Source organism: Paraburkholderia sp. J69-1 (assembly GCF_905220255.1).
In the GTDB taxonomy this organism is placed as follows: Bacteria; Pseudomonadota; Gammaproteobacteria; order Burkholderiales; family Burkholderiaceae; genus Paraburkholderia.
The window spans coordinates 95,128-115,393 of sequence record NZ_CAJMZG010000009.1 but is presented as its reverse complement, the minus strand read 5'-3'; the positions used below and the strand labels follow the sequence as shown (position 1 = coordinate 115,393).

14 protein-coding genes are annotated in these 20,266 nt (G+C 62.8%); 9 read left to right on the top strand and 5 right to left on the bottom strand.

The features are described 5' to 3' along the window. Positions 1-14 precede the first annotated feature (14 nt). Together U5A67_RS17925 and U5A67_RS17920 are read right to left on the bottom strand one after the other, a co-directional pair. Entirely contained in the window at positions 15-1,148 is a 1,134-nt protein-coding gene (locus U5A67_RS17925; RefSeq protein ID WP_321815533.1) for a GGDEF domain-containing protein, read from the bottom strand. Positions 1,149-1,263: 115 nt separating this feature from the next. Then, positions 1,264-2,625 carry a polyhydroxyalkanoate depolymerase gene (locus U5A67_RS17920; RefSeq protein ID WP_321815532.1) on the bottom strand — a complete coding sequence of 454 codons (1,362 nt, stop codon included), beginning with the start codon at positions 2,623-2,625 and terminating at the stop codon, positions 1,264-1,266. A gap of 265 nt (positions 2,626-2,890) precedes the next feature. Between U5A67_RS17920 and U5A67_RS17915 the strand changes: the two genes are divergently transcribed. After that, on the top strand, positions 2,891-3,550 hold the full coding sequence (locus U5A67_RS17915; RefSeq protein WP_321815531.1) for a glutathione S-transferase family protein: 660 nt from the start codon (positions 2,891-2,893) through the stop codon (positions 3,548-3,550). 48 nt (positions 3,551-3,598) lie between these two features. Here the strand turns inward: U5A67_RS17915 and U5A67_RS17910 are convergent, their stop codons facing one another. Further along, positions 3,599-4,474, bottom strand: coding sequence for a LysR substrate-binding domain-containing protein (locus U5A67_RS17910; protein WP_321815530.1), 876 nt, complete (start codon positions 4,472-4,474; stop codon positions 3,599-3,601). A 181-nt stretch (positions 4,475-4,655) separates the two neighbouring features. Between U5A67_RS17910 and phnX the strand changes: the two genes are divergently transcribed. From phnX to U5A67_RS17870, 8 genes are all read left to right on the top strand, one after another. Further along, positions 4,656-5,540: a phosphonoacetaldehyde hydrolase gene (gene phnX / locus U5A67_RS17905; protein WP_321815529.1), complete on the top strand. Its 885-nt coding sequence runs from the start codon at positions 4,656-4,658 to the stop codon at positions 5,538-5,540. Continuing rightward, complete coding sequence (gene psrA / locus U5A67_RS17900; RefSeq protein ID WP_321815528.1) at positions 5,537-6,664, top strand: iron-containing alcohol dehydrogenase PsrA; 1,128 nt, start codon at positions 5,537-5,539, stop codon at positions 6,662-6,664. Before phnX ends, psrA begins: the two co-directional genes overlap by 4 nt. 31 nt (positions 6,665-6,695) lie before the next feature. Then, the gene (locus U5A67_RS17895) at positions 6,696-8,147 is read left to right on the top strand and encodes an MFS transporter (RefSeq protein ID WP_321815715.1); all 1,452 of its coding nucleotides are present in this window, start codon (positions 6,696-6,698) and stop codon (positions 8,145-8,147) included. A 961-nt stretch (positions 8,148-9,108) separates the two neighbouring features. Further along, positions 9,109-11,367 carry a cellulose biosynthesis cyclic di-GMP-binding regulatory protein BcsB gene (locus U5A67_RS17890; RefSeq protein WP_321959729.1) on the top strand — a complete coding sequence of 753 codons (2,259 nt, stop codon included), beginning with the start codon at positions 9,109-9,111 and terminating at the stop codon, positions 11,365-11,367. Then, positions 11,364-13,547 carry a glycosyl transferase family protein gene (locus U5A67_RS17885; protein ID WP_321815526.1) on the top strand — a complete coding sequence of 728 codons (2,184 nt, stop codon included), beginning with the start codon at positions 11,364-11,366 and terminating at the stop codon, positions 13,545-13,547. Before U5A67_RS17890 ends, U5A67_RS17885 begins: the two co-directional genes overlap by 4 nt. Further along, entirely contained in the window at positions 13,544-16,021 is a 2,478-nt protein-coding gene (locus U5A67_RS17880) for an NfrA family protein (RefSeq protein WP_321815525.1), read from the top strand. Before U5A67_RS17885 ends, U5A67_RS17880 begins: the two co-directional genes overlap by 4 nt. A gap of 93 nt (positions 16,022-16,114) precedes the next feature. After that, a complete protein-coding gene (locus U5A67_RS17875) occupies positions 16,115-16,672 on the top strand; it encodes a carboxymuconolactone decarboxylase family protein (protein WP_321815524.1) in 558 nt (185 codons plus the stop codon). A 33-nt stretch (positions 16,673-16,705) separates the two neighbouring features. Next, on the top strand, positions 16,706-17,563 hold the full coding sequence (locus tag U5A67_RS17870; protein ID WP_321815523.1) for a helix-turn-helix transcriptional regulator: 858 nt from the start codon (positions 16,706-16,708) through the stop codon (positions 17,561-17,563). Positions 17,564-17,574: 11 nt separating this feature from the next. Here the strand turns inward: U5A67_RS17870 and U5A67_RS17865 are convergent, their stop codons facing one another. Together U5A67_RS17865 and metE are read right to left on the bottom strand one after the other, a co-directional pair. Beyond that, entirely contained in the window at positions 17,575-17,793 is a 219-nt protein-coding gene (locus tag U5A67_RS17865) for a hypothetical protein (RefSeq protein WP_321815522.1), read from the bottom strand. Positions 17,794-17,900: 107 nt separating this feature from the next. Further along, positions 17,901-20,195 carry a 5-methyltetrahydropteroyltriglutamate--homocysteine S-methyltransferase gene (metE, locus tag U5A67_RS17860; RefSeq protein WP_321815521.1) on the bottom strand — a complete coding sequence of 765 codons (2,295 nt, stop codon included), beginning with the start codon at positions 20,193-20,195 and terminating at the stop codon, positions 17,901-17,903. Between the last annotated feature and the right edge of the window lie 71 nt (positions 20,196-20,266).

The following is a 20,266-nucleotide window of genomic DNA, read 5'->3' as shown; positions in this document are numbered from 1 at the left end:
CCGCTCACGCCCATTCAGACCTGCTCCTGGCGCGAATCGGCTTCATCTTCGGCGGCAGTTCCGCTTTCGCTTTCATGCTCGCCGTCCGCCGCGAATACGACCTGGTTGCGGCCCGAACGCTTTGCGCGATACAGCGCGCGGTCGGCGGCGTCGATCAGCGCGCGCGCCGCCGCACCTTTATCGGCCGATGTGCCCGGCGTCACCGCCACGCCGATCGACAAGGTCACCGGCACCTGCGCGCCGTCGTTGCTGCGCACGACCAGCGCCTCCACCGCACGGCGCACGCGCTCCGCCACCACGTTGGCATTCGAGCGGTCGCCTTGCAGCACAGCCACGAATTCTTCGCCGCCGAAGCGCGCGACGGTTTCACCGAGCCGCACCGCCGAGCGAATACACGCGCCCACCGCGGCCAGCACGCGATCGCCCACGGCGTGACCGTGCGTATCGTTGACCAGCTTGAAATGGTCGAGATCCATGAATAGACACGCCACCGCCACGCCATGGCGCGCCGCGCGCTGCAATTCCTCTTCGAGCCGCATTTCGAAGTAGCGCCGGTTCGGCAATCCCGTGAGCGAGTCCGTCATGCCCAGATGCTTGAGCTGTTCGCGCTGCGCGACATTGACGAGTCCCGCGCTCACGAAACCCGCGAACCGCGCGAGCAGATCGGTCGCCATGCCGTCGGCGAAGCGCTCGCGATTCTTGCCGATCAGGCTCAAATAGCCGAGCGGGCCCGAACGATGGCGCAGCGGCAGAATAGCGACGCTCGCATCGTCCGATATCGAACCGAACAAGGCGGCGCGCACTTCGTCGCTCAGCGCATCCACGGCGCCGAGCATCGGCGATGCTTCGGGGAAGTCGAATTCGGCGGTACGTCCCCAGCGCAAGTGATCGCTCGCCGGTGCGGACTGCGCGACGGCCGCGTGCAGTTCGGCCGCGAGGCGCGCGCCTTCGTCGAGCCATAGCGTGGCCGCGCCGAGATCGAAAACCTGCACGAGTTCGCCGGTCAGAATGTCGAGAAAGGCCGCGAAATCTTCGGCCTCGATCAGCAGCAACTCGACATGCTGAAAGCGCTGCAGTGCGCGCTCGTTATGCTGGACGGTGTTCACGAGCAAACGCAGACGTTCGCCGATGGAGGTTGATTCGGTCACAGGAGCACCGGGGATGGATATGCCGTGCTTATCGGCAATTTCACCACGGGCCTTTAATCCGTTTCAGGCAATGATTCATTTTGCGCAAAGCGCCTGAATGCGGCGTTACGCAAGCTTATTTGGATTGCGTTTCAGCGGCCTTTGCAATGGCGGCGGCCGCGTGTGCGTCGGCATCGAGCAACGCGCGCAAGGTTACCTGACTCGAACCGTCCACCGCCGACTGCGCCCCCATGCGTCGCGCGCGCGGTTCATGCGCATGGATGGTCGAGCGCACCAGCGGATAAATCTGCGTATCCCAGCGTCGGCCGTTGAATACGCCGTAATGCCCCACGCCGGTTTGCACGTGATGGGTTTTCATATACGGCCGCAAACCCGAACACAATTCCTGCGCCGCCACGGTCTGCCCTACTGCGCAGATATCGTCCTTTTCGCCTTCCACCGTGAGCAATGCCGTGTGCCGGATCGCGTGCGGCTCCACCAGCCGCTCGCCCACCTTGAGTTTGCCGAGCGGCAGTGCATATTCCTGAAACACCGAACGCACGGTCTCCAGATAAAACTCCGCCGTGAGATCGCTGGTGGCGAAATATTCTTCATAGAAAACGCGGATCGCCTGCGCTTTTGCAGCGTCGCCATTGGCGCGTTCCCGCCGCATTTCATCGAATGAAGCCAGATGCCGTTCGAGATTCATCGACATAAACGCACTCAATTGCACAAAGCCCGGATATACACGCCGATGCGCGCCCGCAAACCCGCCCGGCACCGCGCCAATCAGATTGCGCTCGAACCATTCAATTGGCTTGCTATTGGCGAGGTCGTTAACCGAAGTGGGATTGACGCGGCAATCGATTGGTCCGGCCATCAGCGTCATGCTCGCGGGCTGCGCGGGATCGTTGTCGGCGGCCATCAGCGCGACCGCCGCGAGCGCGGCGACCGTGGGCTGGCAGATCGCCACCAGGTGCGCATCGGGGCCGATGCGGCGAATAAACGCCATCACGTGCTCGACGTATTCGTCGAAACCGAAGCGCCCCGCGGCGAGCGGCACGTCGCGCGGATTGTGCCAGTCGGTGATATAGACGTCGTGATCGGCGAGCATCGTGCGCACCGTGCCGCGCAGCAACGTGGCGAAGTGGCCGGACATCGGCGCGACCAGCAATACGCGCGGTTGTGGCGTAAGCGCTGTGTCCATGTTCTTGCGAAAGTGCAGCAGCGTGGCAAACGGCGTGCGTTTCGCAACCTCTTCGGTCACGGTCACGTGTGCGCCATTCACCAGCACCGAATCGATATCGAAGGGCGGACGCGCATGCGTGAGTCCCGCCATCTCCAGTTGTTCGCACCAGGCGTCGAGTTCGCGTGCCCCGTATGCGGCGCCCAGCGTGGGCCATGTCGCCAGCACGCTGCGCGTGAGCGACGCGGCGGCGCGCCACGGACGCATCAGATCGGCGAACGCTTGATACATCGGATAGGCAAGCAGATTCATGGCGGCTGTCGTGCGGGCAAAGTCCCTGCATGGCAGGCAATAGCTATGCCAGTACGCGCCGCATTGGCATGAGCCTTGCACCTGAATCGATGCACCCATCGGCGCTATCGTTGCTTCACGCAGCCTCGCGATGCTCGTGTGCCTCAGCGTAGTGCATGACGCCGACATTCACGGTGCGCCGCGCCCGCGATGTGTGCGTTGCCGAGTACTCGGCAATGCGCAATGGAGTAGTGAAGTATTGGAAATCCGTGGTCAGGAGACCTGCATGAATCAGACGAATACGAGCCTTACGATCAGCAGCCGCAATTACTCTTCGTGGTCGATGCGCGGCTGGCTGCTCGCGAAACTCGCGGGCCTCGAATTCGAAACCATCACCGTACCCGTCGACGATGCCGCCGCGCGCGCCGAACTGCTGCTGCTTTCACCGTCGATTCTCGTCCCGTGCCTGCACCACGACGGCAGCGAGATCTGGGACACCCTGGCTATCTGCGAATATCTCAACGAAATCAATCCGCAGGCCAAGCTCTTGCCAACGGACCGCAAGGCGCGCGCACATTGCCGCTCTGTGTGCGGCGAAATGCATTCGGGCTTTAGCGCGCTGCGTTCTGCGCTGCCGATGAATCTGCGCGGACATTTTCCAAACTTCCGCATCTGGTCGCGCGCGCAGGACGATATCGAACGCATCGTCACGATCTGGCGCGAGTGTCTGGCGCAATATGGCGGCCCGTGGCTATTCGGCGAGATTGGCGCCGCCGATGCGATGTACGCGCCGGTGGTCACGCGCCTGCTGACCTACGAAGTGCCGATCGACGCCGATATCGGCGAGTACTGCATGCGCGTGCTCAAGCAGCCTTATGTCGCCGAATGGATTGCCGCGGCGCAAGCTGAAACTATCGATATCGACGAACTCGACATGGAATTCTGATCGCGCATGATTTCGTGCATGATTACCCACATTATTTCGCCATACGAATTATTGCAAGGGCGCACACAGACCCTGCACCGCTGAAAAGAACGACGCCACCAGCCGGCTCTCGCGCCGTTCCCTGAGACAGCACACGTGGATGTGCGTTGAAATCGGATCGCCCGCGATACGCACTTTGCGCAAACGCTCGTCTGCTACGTATTCCGATTCGGACACCGTCCCCACACCCAGGCCGCGTGCCACGGCTTCGCGCAGCGCCTCGCGGCTGCCGATCTCCATCGCCACGCGCGGCGTCGCGCCAATTTCAGCCAGCGCTTCTTCCAGCGCCAGCCGCGTGGTCGACCCGGCTTCGCGCATCAAGAGGCGTTCACTCGCCAGCTCCGCCAGTTCGACCGTGCCGCGCTGCGCGAACGGATGGGCCGCATGCACGAACACCACCACCGGATAACGCGCGTATAGCTGCATGTGATAGCGCTCGTCGGCCGATGCGCGCGCGACCACGCCCACATCGCAGGCGTACGCATCCAGTTCGCGCATCACATGCTCCGAATTGCCGAGCGCCACCGAGAGATGCATGTTCGGATGCCGCGCGTGATAAGCCTCGATCATTTCCGTTACATGAAACGGCCCCACTGCGCCGATCTTCAGCGAGCCATGCGTGAGCGCGCCACTATCGCGCAGCAGCGAGATCGCGTCGTTTTCCAGGCCGCCAATCTGGCGCGCGATCGGCAAAAGATCGAGACCCACTTCAGAGAGTTCGACGCGGCGGCCGCGCCGGTGAAAGAGTTGAACGCCGTGTTCCTGCTCGAGCGCCTGAATCTGCGACGTCACGGTTGTCTGACTCATATTGAGCGCGCGTGCTGCTGCAGTGAAGCCGCCGTGACGCACCACCGCGATAAAGGCGCGGATCTGGGTCAATGTCATATAAGCGTCATTTTTATCGATCGGAATTTTCGGTGGCAACACCGAAATTCAACGGGTATTTCGATCATAGCGGCGTCATGTGTCAAAACTATTCTGTTGCTCACACCGGGCCGAAACCCATTCGAATCCAGCGACGATTCGTCTGATCTAAAACCCACACCCCGACCCCACTGGTGCGAGCATGACGACTTCTCTCAACGTTCATTCCCTTCACGACGCCGCCGAACCACGCGTGCGCAATCCGCGCCGCGCAGCGCCTTATCAGGGCCGCCTGACCACCGCGATTTTCGATTGGGCCGGCACGGTGCTGGACTTCGGCTGTATCGCGCCGGTCGAAGCCTTCTGCGAAGCCTTCGCGCTCGCACAACTGCCGATCACCGTGGCCGAAGCACGCGCACCGATGGGCGCCGCCAAACGCGAACACATCGCCCTGATCCTGCGCGATGAAAGCGTTCAGGCACGCTGGCAGGCGCAGTTCGGCCGCGCTTCGAACGAAGACGATATCGACACGCTCTACGCCTCGTTTCTGCGCATCGACGAAGTCAACGTCGCCAAATACAGCGCACTGATTCCCGGCGCGCTTGAGACGATCGCGGCACTGCGCGCACGCGGTATCGCCATCGGCAGCACGACGGGTTATCCGCGTGAAGTCATGAAGAATCTTCAGCCGATCGCCGCCGCGCACGGTTATGCGCCGGACTTCTGCTGCACCGTGAGCGATGTGGCGCGCGGCCGGCCGTGGCCCGATATGTGCCTAGCCAACGCGCTCGCGCTGGGCGCGGCGCACGTGCAAAGCTGCGTGGTGGTGGACGACAGCCCCACGGGTCTGGAAGCCGGTCTCGCCGCCGGAATGTGGACCGTCGGCATCGTCGCGACCGGCAACGAAGTGGGCCTTTCGCTCGCGCAATGGCAGGCGCTCGACGCTGCGGCACGCGAAGCGCTGCTCGTCCCCGCGCGCGAAAAACTCGCCCGCACCGGCGCGCATTTCCTCATCGACAGCATTGCCGAACTGCCCGCCGTGATCGACGCAATCGAGCGCAGCATGGCCACCGGGGAAGCCGCATGAACGCCTGGCATTTTCATAACCCGGTGCGCGTGCGTTTTGGCGCGGGCTCGCTCGATGAAATCGGCGAAGCCATTGCGGGCCGCCGCTATGTGATCGTCACTTATCCCGACGCCTTGTTCGCGGCCCTCGCCGATCGCATCGAAGCCCGCAACGGCGCTGCGCTCGCGCGCATCGATTCGGTCGAAGCGAATCCTTCAGTGCCGATGCTGCGCCGTGCGTGCGAGCAACTCGCCGCGCTGGAAACAGCGCCCGAAGTGCTGATCGCGCTGGGCGGCGGATCGGTGATGGACAGCGCGAAAGTGCTGGCCGCCGAACACGGCGCATTCGAACCCGTGCTCGCCTACCTCGAAGGCGCCGCTTCCACTGGCCGTCGCGCGCTGCCGATCATCGCGATTCCCACCACGGCGGGCACCGGCAGCGAAGTGACCTGCTGGGCCACTGTCTGGGACCCGGAAAACGATCGCAAGCTCTCGCTTTCGCGCGAAGACCTCTACGCAGAAGCGGTGATCGTCGATCCGAGCCTGATGGTGGGCTTGCCGATGCAGCCGACCATCGCCAGCGGACTGGACGCACTCTCGCACGCGCTCGAAAGTATCTGGAACGTACACGCGAATCCCGTCACACGCGGTCTTGCGATTCACGCGGCGCGCGAATTGATTTCGGGCCTGCAACGTGTGAGTACGAATCCTCAGGATATCGAAGCACGTGGCGCGATGGCACTGGGCGCGCTGCGCGCCGGCCTCGCGTTTTCGAATACGCGCACCGCGCTCGCGCACAACATCTCGTACGCCATCACGCTCTCGCGCGGCGTGGCGCACGGCATTGCCTGCTCGTTCTGCCTGCCCGCCGTGATGGCCGCCGCACTGGGCGTGGACCCGGATTGCGACGCCGCGATCGGTGAGATTTTCGGCGATATCGATCAGGCGCCCGAACGCCTGGCCGATCTGCTCGACACGCTGGGCGTCGCGCAGCATCCCGCCGCTTATGGCGTGGATGCGGCGCAATGGGAAACCATCGTCGATCAGGCCTTCGACGGCGCGCGTGGCCGCAACTTCATTGGCCAGCGCGCCAACTTCCCGCACATCGATTTCACCTCGCGCGCGCAAGCTGCCGCCGCGCACTGATATTCATCGCTCAGGAGATTCCAGCGTGACTATGCAAAACCCTGCGCCGCGCACCGTCCAAACCGACGCGCTCATGCGGCTCGACAACATGCCCTGGACGCGCTTTCATACGCTGATGCTCGTCGCGCTTGGCGTGGGCTGGGCGCTCGATTCGTTCGAGACCAACATTATCGGCAGTGTATTCGGTGTCCTGAAGACTCAATGGCACCTCAGTTCCGCGCAAGGCTCGCTTGCCGTGAGTATCTGGGTGTTCGGCATGCTGGTGGGCGCGATTGGCTTCGGTTATCTCGCAGATCGTTATGGTCGCAAGAAACTCTTTCTGGCCACGCTGCTCTGGTACGCGTTTTTCAGCGTCGCTACGGTGTTTTCGTGGAACTACGAGTCGTTCCTGTTCTTCCGCGCGATGACCGCGCTCGCCGTGGGCGGCGAATATTCGGCGGTCACCGCAACGATGGGCGAATTCATTCCCAAGCGTCATCGCGGCCGCACCGATTCATTGATTCTCTCGGGCTTTCCGGTGGGCGCACTGATTTCGGCCGCCATTTCGTATTTCGTGCTCAACCACCTGCCCGGTGCGATCTCGTGGCGCGTGGGCTTTGGCTTCGGCACCACCATGGCGTTGCTGTTCTTCTGGATTCGCCGTGTGATTCCCGAATCGCCGCGCTGGCTGTTGCAACAGGGCCGCGTAGAAGAGGCAGAAGCCATCGTCGAGCGCATCGCCGCCAGCGCTGCGCAGAGCAAGCTCTCGCAACAGGAACGCGCACAAGCCGCACAGCGATACCCCAAGACCACGCTCGTGCCGATGCACCCCGCTTTCTGGCGCAACGTGCGTGAGCTGTTCGGTGCGTACCGCATGCGTTGCGGCCTCGCCAGCGCGCTCAACTTCTCGCAGGCCGCCGTGGTGTATGGCGTGCTTTCGCTGATGGCGCTGGTGATCCTGCCGTATATGAAGGTCTCGGCCGCCGACATGCCGATCTACTACGTCTACGGCAATGCGGCCGCGCTCGCAGGCGGCCTGACCGCCTCCGTGCTGGTCGAAGCGTGGGGCCGACGCGCCTCGCTGTTCGTGAGCTACACCTTCACGACGCTCGCCATCATCGTAATCTACGCGATGCATACGCTGCCCGGCATGGTGATCGGCTACTGCCTGATCCAGTTCGGTGTGACGTGGGCGTATATCTCGGGCTATGTGGTGTCGTCGGAAATCCTGCCTACGCGAATTCGCGCCACGGGCCTTGGCATCTCCGTCGCGGTGGGACGACTGGGCGCCGTGATCGCGCCGCTGATGCTCACCAATGTGTACGCGGCGTCGGGCACGCCTTCGGCAGCGCTGATCGGGCTGCTGCTGCTCGCCCTGCCCGGCCCGATTGCGGCAGCCGCGTGGTGGATGATGGGCCGCGAAACGCGCAACGTTTCGCTCGAAGAAGGCAGTGTCGATGACGGTTACGCCGTGCAGGCAGATGGAGTGCCCCGCGTAGCCTGATAGCGAAATGTCTTGTGTTGCATGATGCGGCGCCCGGTTCATGAAGAACCGGGCGCCGTTTTCTTTTGGGCGACAGACATGCCGGGATCGCTTCTTGCTGAAAGAAGCGGTTTAATAACTGGATGGCGCATCCCGCCCATTATTATCTGATTTGACAATAAAGAAGCCTATGGACCGGACCATGAAAAACCAGCAAAGAGAAACGTAAAAAAGGTGCAATAGAGCGCCGCCAAGGATTAACTCACCGCTAAGCGCTCACTCCTTGTCGAAAAAGCGAAACGCAATCGCGCATTCGCTGCGACAACGCTCGCCCCCATTCCGCACAGGCTCCGCTACGCCGGGCATTCGTCATATTTATCGGTAGCTAATGATGCACCCGAATTGCCAGTTCAATGACGTGCGGAAGTTTTTTCCCAATCGACAATTGAACACCTGAGATTAGTCCATTTTTTATCGCAAGATTTTCCTGTTCGTTTAATCGTTCATATTATTGAAAGTCTCTCTGAAAAACTTTTTTACATGTTCGCATCGCTTCATCCATTCGTCACCGATTAATATTTGACCCAATACGAATAAAACAGAGGCGACGCCATGCACTACACTACGCGGTCGATTTCTGCAGTACAGCCGGGCATGACTTTCGGGGCCCGGCACCAGCATTCAGCAGCCCCTTCTCTCGCGTCGCGCGCCCAGCGCAACGACAGGCCGATGTGCGTGCACGCCCACGCGCCGCCTTTGCCTTGCGTGCAGCCTGCACCGCTGCACGCATCGTTCTGACTCACTGACTGATCGCCGCAAGCGCGCGTTCTAACGCAGCGCCAGCTCCTTGCGACGGACTCGCGGTCCGTTGCCGGTCCAACTCGTCCCGAGAGAACTGCACTTGATCTCCAGCACGCATCGCGCGCCGCGCGCGCTCATTCTCCCTGCCATCTGCTTCGGCATACTAATCAACACGTCTGCCATGGCGGCCGACGCCGTGACAGATGGCTTTGCGCAACTGAACCGCAGCGTTCCGGTCACGCGCGTCGTCACCTTGCGCGAGCTGGGTCTGCTCAGCGCCGTCACGCTCACCGCGCCCGATACGCGCCGCGAGTTCTTTCTGCCCGTGCCCGCCGATGTACCGATCAGCGACGCCACGCTGCAATTCGACGGCGGCTACGTGCGCGGCGATGGCGGCCGCACCACCATGCTGCTTTCGCTCGATGGCTCGCCGGTCGCCTCGCGCGCGCTCGACAAGTCCGAAGGCGGCGTGAGCGTCAATCTGGGCGTGGACGGTGCAGCGCGTTCCGTGGGCTTCGTGCGGCTGGGCCTGGGCTACGCATCGGTCATCAACGACAACGTCTGTACCGATCAGACCGCCATCGGCAATGTGTTGCGCGTCGATCCCTCCACGCGCCTGAGCTACCGTTTCGATCCCGCCGACGTGCGCGATCTGCGCACCGCATGGAGCGCGCTGCCTTACGCGCCCGTTCTAACGGTAGCGGGCGCGCACCTGGACGCCGCCTCGCTCGACACGGCCTGGCGCACCGATGCCCTGCTCCAGCGCGACGGCAAGCGGCCCACCATGCAGGCCGTGCCCGCTGTCGGCCAGCCCGTCGATCTAAGTGGTCTGGACGCAAGCGCGATTCCCACCACGCTGCGTGCGATCCCCGCATTCGATGCGCTCGCAACGGCTTTCGGCGCGCCGGATGCGAGCCATCATGTCGTCGCCAGCGAAGCCGAACTGGGCGCATTGCTCGCGCTCGCGCCGCGCAATGCGTTCGGCCCCGACGTGCTGCTCGCCGACGCCGCCTTGCGCACGCGCTTCAACGCCGCGCTCGACGCCTTGCGCGCCCAGGTGTCCACGAGCGCGCCAGGCGCATTGCCCGGCTTCGACGCCTGGCGCGCCAACACCGCCGCACAGATCGTCGCGCCGCTCGCGGCCGGTGAAGCACGCGTGGCGCACTACGGCGGCCGCGCGGTGATCGTGGTGGGCGACAACGCGGGCGCGAGCGTGCTCGCGCATAGCTGGCGTCCCATCGACGTATCGCAGCGCGTGGTGGTGCACCACATCGATCCGGGCGCGCACCTGCACGGCGACACCATTCTGCTTTCCGACCTCGGCGGCGAACCGCGTAGCGTCGACGTGCATTCGATCGACTCGTGGGAAGCAAGCTTCGATCTGGCCGCTGCATCCGGCGAAAAAAAGCTGCCCGACGAAGTCGTGCTCGATCTCGCGGCGTCGCCCACGCTCTCCAACGGCGCCGCCACGGCCACGGTCTATTTCAACGACGTGATGATCGGCGCGAAGCTGCTCGACGTGGATGGGCATCGCGAACGTCTGCGCCTGAAGATTCCACGTTACGCGCTCGCGCGCACCAACAATCTGCGCGTGACCTTCCGCCGTCAGCCGGACGCGGGTTGTCAGGCGCGCCAGTCCTATCCTGTGGCGGTGCTGCCCAGCAGCTATCTGAAGCTCGCGGACGGCACGCCAGGCGCCGATTTTGTAGGCATGGCCGCGCGCTATGCATCGTCCGCCACGGTGATCGTGCCGCAAGCGTATCTGAACGATGCGCTGCATAGCGTGCCGCGTCTGGCCGTGCTCACCGGCGCCGCGGGCGTGGCACCCTTGCCCGCGCATTTCGAAGTCGTCGCCAATGGCCAGACTGCGCATCCCACGGGACCGTTCCTCGCCACCGATGTCGGCCTGGCCGACGAAAGCGACCCAGTCGCCTTCTCACCCGACCGCCTCCAACTGGACTCGACCAAGGGCGACAAACTCATCGACGTATCCGGCCTTTCGCGTCTCGCGGTGCTGAGTGTTGGCACCTCGGGCGACGCGCACGGCATCGTCTATCGATCGACCGGCACCGCGCCCGTGCTCACCGACAAGCTCCAGCTCTCGCGCGGCAACATTGCGGTGGTGGATAGCACCGGCGTGCTCAAGCGCTTCGACACCATCAATCCCGACGATCTCGCCGCGACAGGCACGGGCAGCACGGCATGGGTCACGCACCACTGGGCACGTTGGGGCATTCCGTTCGCGCTGATGCTGCTGTTGCTCGCCTTGATCGTGATCGCGCACTTCGCCCGCAAGCGCCGCACCGCACAGACCAGCGAAGAACGCCGCGCCGCCGCCCAGCAACCGCCGACCGGCGCGAGCAACGGTAATGGCGATGGCAACGGCAATGGAAATGGAAATGGCGTCAATAAAAATGCGCCGCCGCGAGACAAGCCATGATGCTCGCCACGCTCGGCTTTTATGGGCGCATCGCGCTCGCGGAGTATTACCAGTGGCTCGAACACGCGGCCTTCATCGTGTCGGCGATCATTCTGGTTTCGAGTCTCGACGATCTGTTTATCGATCTCTGGTACTGGATTCGCGAAACGGTGCGTCATTTCACGGTGAAGCGGCAACACAAGCCGCTCACCGTCGCGCAACTCAAGCAGCGCAGCGAGCAGCCGCTCGCGATCATGGTGCCCGCATGGCAGGAGCACGATGTGATCGCCGCGATGATCGAGGACCTGGTGCGCGTGCTCGATTACCGCGCGTATCGCGTGTTTGTCGGCACCTATCAGAACGATGCGGCAACCATCGCCGAAGTCGAGCGCATGCGTCACCGCTACAAGCATCTGCATCGCGTGGAAGTGCCGCACGATGGCCCGACCTGCAAGGCCGATTGTCTGAACTGGATCGTGCAGGCGATTTTCCGCTATGAATTCGAGGCCGGCACCGAATTCGCGGGCATCGTCATGCACGACAGCGAAGACGTATTGCATCCGCTCGAATTGAAGTTCTTCAATTACCTGCTGCCGCGCAAGGACATGATCCAGTTGCCGGTGGCGTCGCTCGAACGCGAATGGTGCGAGCTGGTCGCGGGCACCTATATGGATGAATTCGCGGAATGGCACGCGAAGGATCTGGTGGTGCGCGAAAGTCTCGTGGGCACAGTGCCTTCGGCGGGCGTGGGCACCTGCTTCTCGCGCCGCGCCATGCTGGCCTTGATCGCCGATACCGAGGCACAACCCTTCAACACCGAAAGTCTCACCGAGGATTACGACATCGGCGAGCGCATCGGGCGCATGGGGTTGCAGTCGATTTTCGCGCGCTTTCCCGTGCAGTTCGTCACTCATCGCACGACATGGTTCGGCCTGGGCCCCGAGCGTGAAGTCACCATGACGATGCCGCTGTGCGTGCGCGAATACTTCCCGGATACGCTTCGGACTGCGTATCGACAACGCGCGCGATGGACACTCGGCATCGGCCTGCAAGGCTGGACGATCACCGGCTGGACCGGCTCGCTGGCGAACCGCTATCTGCTGATGCGCGACCGCAAAGGCATCGTGACATCGTTTGTCGGCATGGTGGGCTATCTGCTGGTGATCCAGTTCACGCTGTTCGCAATCGCTTCGCTGCTTGGCCTCACGCCCGATCTGTTCCCCTCGCCTTTTATCGATTCGCCGTGGATGAGTACGCTGCTCACGGCGAATTTTATTGCGCTGCTGCTGCGCGTGACGCAACGCGTGATCTTTACGACGCGTCTTTATGGCTGGGAGCATGGCGTGCTGTCGGTGCCGCGTCTGGTGATCAGCAACTTCATCAACTTTCTGGCGGCACTGCGGGCGTGGCGGCTGTTTCTCATTCATCTGGTCACGGGCAAGCGTCTCACGTGGGACAAGACGATGCACGATTTCCCCAGCGCCGGTGGCTTGCGCAATACGCGACAGACGCTGGGCGAACTGCTGGTGTCGTGGCAAGCGATTGACCCAGACACGCTAGAGCGCGCGCTGCATGAAGAACATGCACGAGAAGCACCGCTCGGGCGCGTGCTGATGGCCAATGGCTGGCTGGACGAGGAAACGCTCGCCGAAGCCGTGGCGTTCCAGACCGACCTGCCACGCGGCGAATTCGTGCCCGCGCGGCTTGACAACCCTGCTAACCAGGTGCCCGTGGATGTGCTCGTGCGTCTGCGCACGCTGCCGCAAGGGATCGACGAAAGCGGTCATGCCGTGTTCGTGGCCGCAAGTCTGCTCACCGATACGGCGCTCGACGAACTGCACGCACTCACGCAACGCACGGTGGCACTGCATATCGTGCGCGAAAGCGAGGTGACGGCCGGACTTCGCATTCTGCGCCGCGTGGAAGAACCGCTGCTCGTAGATGCCGATGGCGAAGTGGCCGTGCTTTCTCCAGTGGAATTGGGCGCCACCCGCGGCGTGCCGCTGCTGGGCGACCTGCTGATCGAAATGGGCCTTGTTTCAAGGGCTAGATTCGATGCCGCCTTGCAGGAATATCGCCCCGACCGCGACGGCCGTATCGGCGACTTCATGGTGGCGCGCCACATCATTTCGCGCGAAGCGCTGCAAAGCGCCATCGCCGCACAACAACAACTGCGCGACGCGCAAACGGGAGGCCGATGACGCGCGCCGCACCTGCACGATCAACCGAACGCCGCGCGCCGCGCGCGGCCGCTGCCGGATGGCTTCTGGCAGCGCTCACCGCCCTGCACGCCCCCGTGGCTTTTGCCGATCATCCGCTGCCTTTGGCGCTTTCGGGCGCAGCGTATCAAGTCGCGCGCGAAGCCTATGCCGCGTATGACGCGCACCGTTATGACGAAAGCGCATCGCTGGCAAGCGAAGCCATACGCCAGCGGCCCGATGTGGCCGAGCTACGCGTGTTGCGCGCCAATGCACTGGCGGCGGGTGGACACCGCGATGAAGCGCAGCGCGAATTGAGCGATGCGATCCGCGATCTTGGGCCGATGGAAGCGCTGGTCACGCGGCGCGCGCAGATCGCGGCGGCCGGTGCCGGCGGCGCGAGCGATCTGCCAGGCCGCGCCGGAGTGGAAGCACGCGCCGCTTATAACGCGTACGCACGCAAGGACTACAACGCCGCTATCGACGATGCGCAGAACGCTATTTCGCTCGCGCCCGATGTCGAGCGGCTGCGCTATCTGTTGATCGATTCGCTTTCCGCAGCAGGTCGCGACGCTGAAGCGTGGAGCGCTGCGCAGGACGCATCGGCACGCTTTGGCGCGACCGGAGAACTGCGTTCACGGCTCGCATTTATTGGCGCAAAGCTCGCACCGCAAGTATCGATTGCCGCTTATGACGCGCGCCAGCGCGGCGATCTGGATGCCGCGCAAAAGCTGGCGCAACAAGCGGTCACTTACGCACCGGACCGAAGCGCATTCCGAATGCAACTGCTCGATGTGCTGTTCGCGCGTGGCGATCTGGCTGACGCAGAAACGGCTGCCAGCGCGGCGATTCAGCACGACCGCACGAATCCGCTCGCATGGACGTTACGCGGCTATGCCCGCGCGGCCCAGCATGGGCATGGCGCGGACGATGATTTCTCGCAAGCGATAGCGCTTTCAGAAAATAGTTCGGATAACCAGGAAAGCGACGACGCGAAACGCGCCGCGCGCGATGCCCGCACCGCACGCGCCATCATCGCCGATGTACGGCTGGCGCAGCATCGGCCTCAAGATGCGCTAGACGTACTCGCCCCGCTCGAAAAGGCCCATGACGATACCGACGCCGTCATTGCCCTGCGACGCCAGCGCGCCCAGCGCATGCTTGCGTCACACGCGCAACGCAACGTGGCGGACATCGACCCGCTCGCGCGCCCGATCTTCGATTGCCACGACGATCGCTTCGGCGCTGCGTGCGATCTCTACGCCGCCGACCCTGCCTTCGCGGATGTTCGCGCCGCGCGCGAAGCCACGGCGCGAGGCGATCACGCCGCGGCGGTTGCAGCGCTGCGCAACGCTGTTGCCGCTGCGCCCGACGATCCGCAGCATCGGCTGGAATTGATCGACGCACTGGTTGCGAACGGCGATGCTCGCGCCGCGCGCGCTGCCGCCCGCGACGCGCTCGCCAACGGCGTAATCGACGGCATGGACCCGCTGCAGCTTGCGTACCTCGCGCAACGCGCAGGCGATACCCGGCGCGCCTACGCGGCCTTCGCCCAGGCCGATGCCCAGGGCGCGCTGCCAGCCTCCGCAACCGGCGACGCCGGTTACGCCGCCTTGCAGACGCACCATAACGCGCAGGGCGCCGCCTGGCTCGAACGCGCCATCGACCACGGCACGCAGGACGCCGACAACGCCACGCCGATGACCCCGCAAGCCCTCGCCGATGCCCGCAGCGCCCACGCCGATGCCACCCGCAACTGGGGCTTCAACGCCTCGCTCAACTATCGCGGCGGCGGCATCCAGAACGGCCTCGTCACCAACCCGACGCCCGGTATCGCCAACAACTGGCAGGCGGGCACCGAAGCGTACTGGCGTCCATTTGGCAGCCTCGGCGAACGCGCCTTCGAACTCTATGCGCGCGGCTATGAAAACTTCGGCGTCAAGGGCGATTCGCCTTCGGGCGTGCAGACCTTGCAGGCAGCGCTGGGCGCGCGCGTGAAGCCCTTCACGTCCACCAACGCGATCTTCGCTTTCGAGCGCATCCTGCCGATCGGCTCCAGCGTGCGCGGCGACTGGCTCGCGCGCGCGGCGTGGTCGGACGGCTTCGGCACGACGTTGAGGCAGGACGTGCCGAGCTGGTGGACCGGCATCGCATATGGCGAAGTGGGCCACTATATCGAGCATCCGTCGACGTATGCGACGGCGAATGTACGGCTCGGGCGCACCTTCAGGCTCGATGCGATCGACCCGCGCCTCACGGTGTTCCCGCATCTGGTGGCGGGCGCGGATTACGATTCGGCGATCGACCATAGCGTGCCCGTGGGTATCGGCGCGGGCGTGGCGGCGCGCTTCTGGTTTCGCGGCGGCCCTTATGATGCGCCGCGTTCGTTCGTCGATGTTTCGGTGCAATATCGCGTGCGCGTGGCGGGCGACGATCGCGCGAAAGGTGTGTTCTTTGGCGCGACGTTCTCGTATTGATGACATCGGATGTAATTGGCGCGCTGCGCCCACGCGCCTACTCTTTGCCTGTCGCGCGGCTAAATCGGCCGCGCTCCACGGCAAGGAGCCATCATGTCCCGCTTTCCCCTCTATACAATCGACAACGCGCCCGCACAATCGCAACCCGTTTTGCAGCAACTCCAGCAGGCATTCGGCGTGATCCCGAATATCGCCGGAAAAATGGCGGCGTCGCCGGTGCTGATCAATGGCTTTATCAGCCTGTTCCAGCGCGTTCACGCCAGCAGTTTCAGCGAGACGCAGATCCAGGTGCTGCTGCTCACCAATGCGGTGACGAATGCCAGCGAATGGGCCGTCGCATTTCATAGCGCACTCGCCTTGCAACAAGGCCTTGATCATGCCGATGTCGATGCGATCCGCGCCGGTGGGGTGCCTCGCGACGCGCAAGACGCGGCGCTTTCTACACTGGCACGCACGCTGATCGAAACGCGCGGACGGCTCGCCGAAATGGATCAGCAGCGCTTTATTGGCGCTGGATTTAGTGCTGAACAGATACTCGAAGTGATCGCAGTGGTGGCCGCTTCGACCATTACGAACTACACCGGCAGCGTCACGCAACCGGCGCTCGAAGCGCAATTCGAAGCGTTCGCGTGGCGGGCGAACGGCCGCTGAATTCGTTATAGTCGGAAGCCTCCACGAGGATTCATGGACATCACGATGAAAGACGCCGCCCGTCAAAGTTCACGCGAAACCGGTCACGCTTTGGGCGTGCTGCTGCGCTACTGGCGCGACGCGCGCGGCGTCAGTCAACTTGATCTTTCGCTGCAGGCCGGCATTTCGCAGCGGCAGATCAGTTTTATCGAAAGCGGCCGCAGCGTGCCCGGCCGCGAAACCCTCCTCACGCTCGCGCAGACACTCGATGTGCCGCTGCGCGAGCGCAATGCGCTGCTGCACGCAGCAGGCTATGCGCCGATGTATTCGGAAGCGCCGTGGAATGCGCAGGAAATGCAGGGCGTGATTCGCGCGTTGCAGCGCGTGGTGCGTCAGCATGAACCGTATCCGGCGATCGTGATGGATCGCTACTGGAATGTGTTGATGACCAATGAAGCCGCGCCGCGTTTCTTCGGGCAATTCATCGACATGCATGCGCGCACGGGGCCGCGCAATATGCTGCATCTGATGTTCGAACCGCAGGGGATGCGGTCTTTCGTGCATGAATGGGAAAACGTGGCGCGCAGTCTGCTGCAACGTGTGCATCGCGAGACAATTGGCCATGTAATCGATGGCGGCACGCAATCCTTGCTCGACGAACTGCTGGCGTATCCCGATGTCCCGCGCGACTGGCGTGCTTATCATGCGCCTGCGGATTCCACGTCCGCGCTGCCGGTTGTGCCTTTAGGCTTCGAGCGCGACGGCAAGGTGTTGCGCTATTTCTCGATGGTGACGAGCGTGGGGACGCCCACGAGCGTGGCCGCGCAGGAGATCCGGCTGGAATGCATGTTTCCCGCCGATGATGAAACCGAGGCGTGGCATAGGCAGGTGTTCGGAGGCGAGGACGTATAAGTGCGGTAACGTCAAAGCCGCTCGACAGTGGGCCGCTGCGGGCTCGCATCCTCGTGAAAGAGATCATCGAGATACTGCATCAACTCATCGGCAGCGATGAAATCGGGAATCTCGAAGGCCGCGCGCCGGCGTTTGCCTTCCGTGCCGATCAGGTACGCCACCCACCTGCTTTCGCTTCTCACGATCGCCATCTGGCGGCCAAATACATCGAATCGATATTCTTCAGGCATCGCTCGCGCACTCCCATGCACATGGATATCGCTAAACTCTCTGACAAGGCGTGCGCACCAGAAAAACCCTATTGCGCACGCCTTGCCCGTCAATGGCAAACGAAAACTTACTGCACCTGCGCCCGCAACGTCTTCGCCGCCGCCACCATATTCGTCAGTGCCGGAACCACCTCCTCCCACTGACGCGTTTTCAGACCGCAATCCGGATTCACCCACAGACGCTGCGCCGGAATACGCTCCGCCGCTTTCTGCATCAGCCGAACGATGTGATCCTGCCCAGGGATATTCGGCGAGTGAATGTCATACACGCCCGGCCCGATTTCATTCGGATAATTGAAGTGATCGAACGCGTCGAGCAATTCCATATCCGACCGCGAAGTCTCGATGGTAATAACATCCGCATCCATATCGGCAATCGACGCAATGATGTCGTTGAATTCCGAATAGCACATATGCGTGTGGATCTGCGTTTCGTCCTGCACGCCGTTGGCCGTGATGCGGAACGATTCGACCGCCCAACGCAAATACTCATTCCATTGTGCGCGACGCAGCGGCAGACCTTCGCGCAACGCGGCTTCGTCGATCTGGATCACGCGCAAGCCGGCCTTTTCGAGGTCGAGCACTTCTGCGCGAATCGCCAATGCCAGTTGATAGCACGACACCGAACGCGGCTGGTCGTCGCGCACGAACGACCAGTTAAGGATCGTCACGGGGCCCGTGAGCATGCCTTTCATCGGCTTGTTCGTGAGCGATTGCGCGTAGGTGATCCACTCGACCGTCATCGCCTTCGGGCGGCTGATATCGCCGAACAGAATGGGCGGCTTCACGCAGCGCGAACCGTAGGACTGCACCCAGCCGAACTGGCTGAACGCATAACCATCGAGTTGCTCGCCGAAGTATTCGACCATATCGTTACGCTCGGCTTCGCCATGCACGAGCACGTCGAGTTCCAGTGCCTCCTGCTCGTACACGCTGCGCTCGATCTCCTTGCGCATCGCGGCCTGATAGCCGGCTTGATCCAGCGCGCCAGCCTTGAAATGACTCCGCGCCTGGCGGATTTCGGCGGTCTGCGGAAACGAGCCGATTGTAGTAGTGGGATACGCAGGCAAGTTGAGAATCGCTGCCTGCTTCGGCGCACGAATTACATAGTCATGCTGACGATTTCCGAGTTTAGCGTCGATGCTCGCAAGCGCGGATTTCACAGCCGGATTATTCACGCGTGGCGAATTGCGACGCGTAGCAATGGCAGCAGCGTTGGCTTCGAGTTCCGCAGCAACCTTCTCGCGTCCGTGATTCAACGCAATGGCCAGTACCTTCACTTCATCGAGCTTTTGCAGCGCAAATGCAAGCCATGAGCGGATTTCAGCATCGAGCTTCTGTTCGCTGGCGAGATCGACGGGCACATGCAGCAGCGAACACGACGGCGCAATCCACAGACGATCGCCAAGTTGCCGTGCAAGCGGCTCCAGCCATTCGAGCGCCGCATTCAAATCCGTCTTCCAGATATTGCGGCCATTGATCGCGCCCACCGACAGCACGCTGTGCGCAGGTAACTTTTGCGCGGCCAGCGCGACTTCTTCGCGGGCGTTGATCGCGTCGATATGCAGGCCATTAACCGGCAGTTCGACAGCCAGATCGAGATTGCCCTGCAATTGCCCGAAATACGTAGCCAGCAGCAGCTTGACCTCACGCGTCTTGAGCGCATCGTAGGCCGTCACGAAGGCCTGCTGCCACGCATCGTCAAGTTCGGTCACGAGCACCGGTTCGTCGATCTGTACCCACTTCACGCCCTGCTTCGCCAGCGCGTCGAGCAGCGCGGCGTAAGCAGGCAGAATACGCGGCAGCAGCGCCAGCTTGTCCGAATCGTCCTTCGCCTTGCCGAGCCACAGATACGTGACCGGCCCCACAATCACCGGCTTGGCTTTCACGCCTTGCGCGCGAGCTTCGGCAAGCTGTTCGACCAGACGCGACGCATCCAGCGTGAAGTGCGTATCGGCCGTAAATTCAGGCACGATGTAGTGATAGTTCGTGTCGAACCACTTCGTCATTTCGCCGGCGGCAACGCCACCGCAGCATCCAGCGTGGGCTGGCGCACCTGTCGCCGAGCGGCCGCGCGCCACACGAAAGGCATTGTCGAGCGCATCGCCATGAAAGTCCTGTACGCGCGCCGGCAGGTTGCCGAGCGTAAAACTCATATCGAGCACCTGGTCGTAGAACGCAAAATCGCCTACGGGCGCGAGGTCGAGTTCGCGCTGATCGCTCCAGTGACGCGCACGCAGTTGCGCGCCGAGCGCCTTCAGTTCGTCGCGCGACGATTCGCCCTTCCAGTAGCGTTCGAGGCCGAACTTGAGTTCGCGTTTCGCGCCGATGCGCGGGAAGCCGAGATTATGTGTCGTGACCATGCCGGGTGCCATTCAATAAAGGTTGCGAGGAACAAAAGCTGTGAATGGCAGCGATCATAGAGACAGACGCA

What these genes read in the sequence shown, in the direction of transcription:
- U5A67_RS17885 (WP_321815526.1), top strand. Translation starts at nt 11,364, where the DNA reads ATGATGCTCGCCACGCTCGGCTTTTATGGGCGCATCGCGCTCGCGGAG.
- metE (WP_321815521.1), bottom strand. Translation starts at nt 20,195, where the DNA reads ATGGTCACGACACATAATCTCGGCTTCCCGCGCATCGGCGCGAAACGC.
- U5A67_RS17915 (WP_321815531.1), top strand. Translation starts at nt 2,891, where the DNA reads ATGAATCAGACGAATACGAGCCTTACGATCAGCAGCCGCAATTACTCT.
- U5A67_RS17875 (WP_321815524.1), top strand. Translation starts at nt 16,115, where the DNA reads ATGTCCCGCTTTCCCCTCTATACAATCGACAACGCGCCCGCACAATCG.
- U5A67_RS17920 (WP_321815532.1), bottom strand. Translation starts at nt 2,625, where the DNA reads ATGAATCTGCTTGCCTATCCGATGTATCAAGCGTTCGCCGATCTGATG.
- U5A67_RS17865 (WP_321815522.1), bottom strand. Translation starts at nt 17,793, where the DNA reads ATGCCTGAAGAATATCGATTCGATGTATTTGGCCGCCAGATGGCGATC.
- psrA (WP_321815528.1), top strand. Translation starts at nt 5,537, where the DNA reads ATGAACGCCTGGCATTTTCATAACCCGGTGCGCGTGCGTTTTGGCGCG.
- U5A67_RS17880 (WP_321815525.1), top strand. Translation starts at nt 13,544, where the DNA reads ATGACGCGCGCCGCACCTGCACGATCAACCGAACGCCGCGCGCCGCGC.
- U5A67_RS17890 (WP_321959729.1), top strand. Translation starts at nt 9,109, where the DNA reads ATGGCGGCCGACGCCGTGACAGATGGCTTTGCGCAACTGAACCGCAGC.
- U5A67_RS17870 (WP_321815523.1), top strand. Translation starts at nt 16,706, where the DNA reads ATGGACATCACGATGAAAGACGCCGCCCGTCAAAGTTCACGCGAAACC.
- U5A67_RS17910 (WP_321815530.1), bottom strand. Translation starts at nt 4,474, where the DNA reads ATGACATTGACCCAGATCCGCGCCTTTATCGCGGTGGTGCGTCACGGC.
- U5A67_RS17895 (WP_321815715.1), top strand. Translation starts at nt 6,696, where the DNA reads ATGCAAAACCCTGCGCCGCGCACCGTCCAAACCGACGCGCTCATGCGG.
- phnX (WP_321815529.1), top strand. Translation starts at nt 4,656, where the DNA reads ATGACGACTTCTCTCAACGTTCATTCCCTTCACGACGCCGCCGAACCA.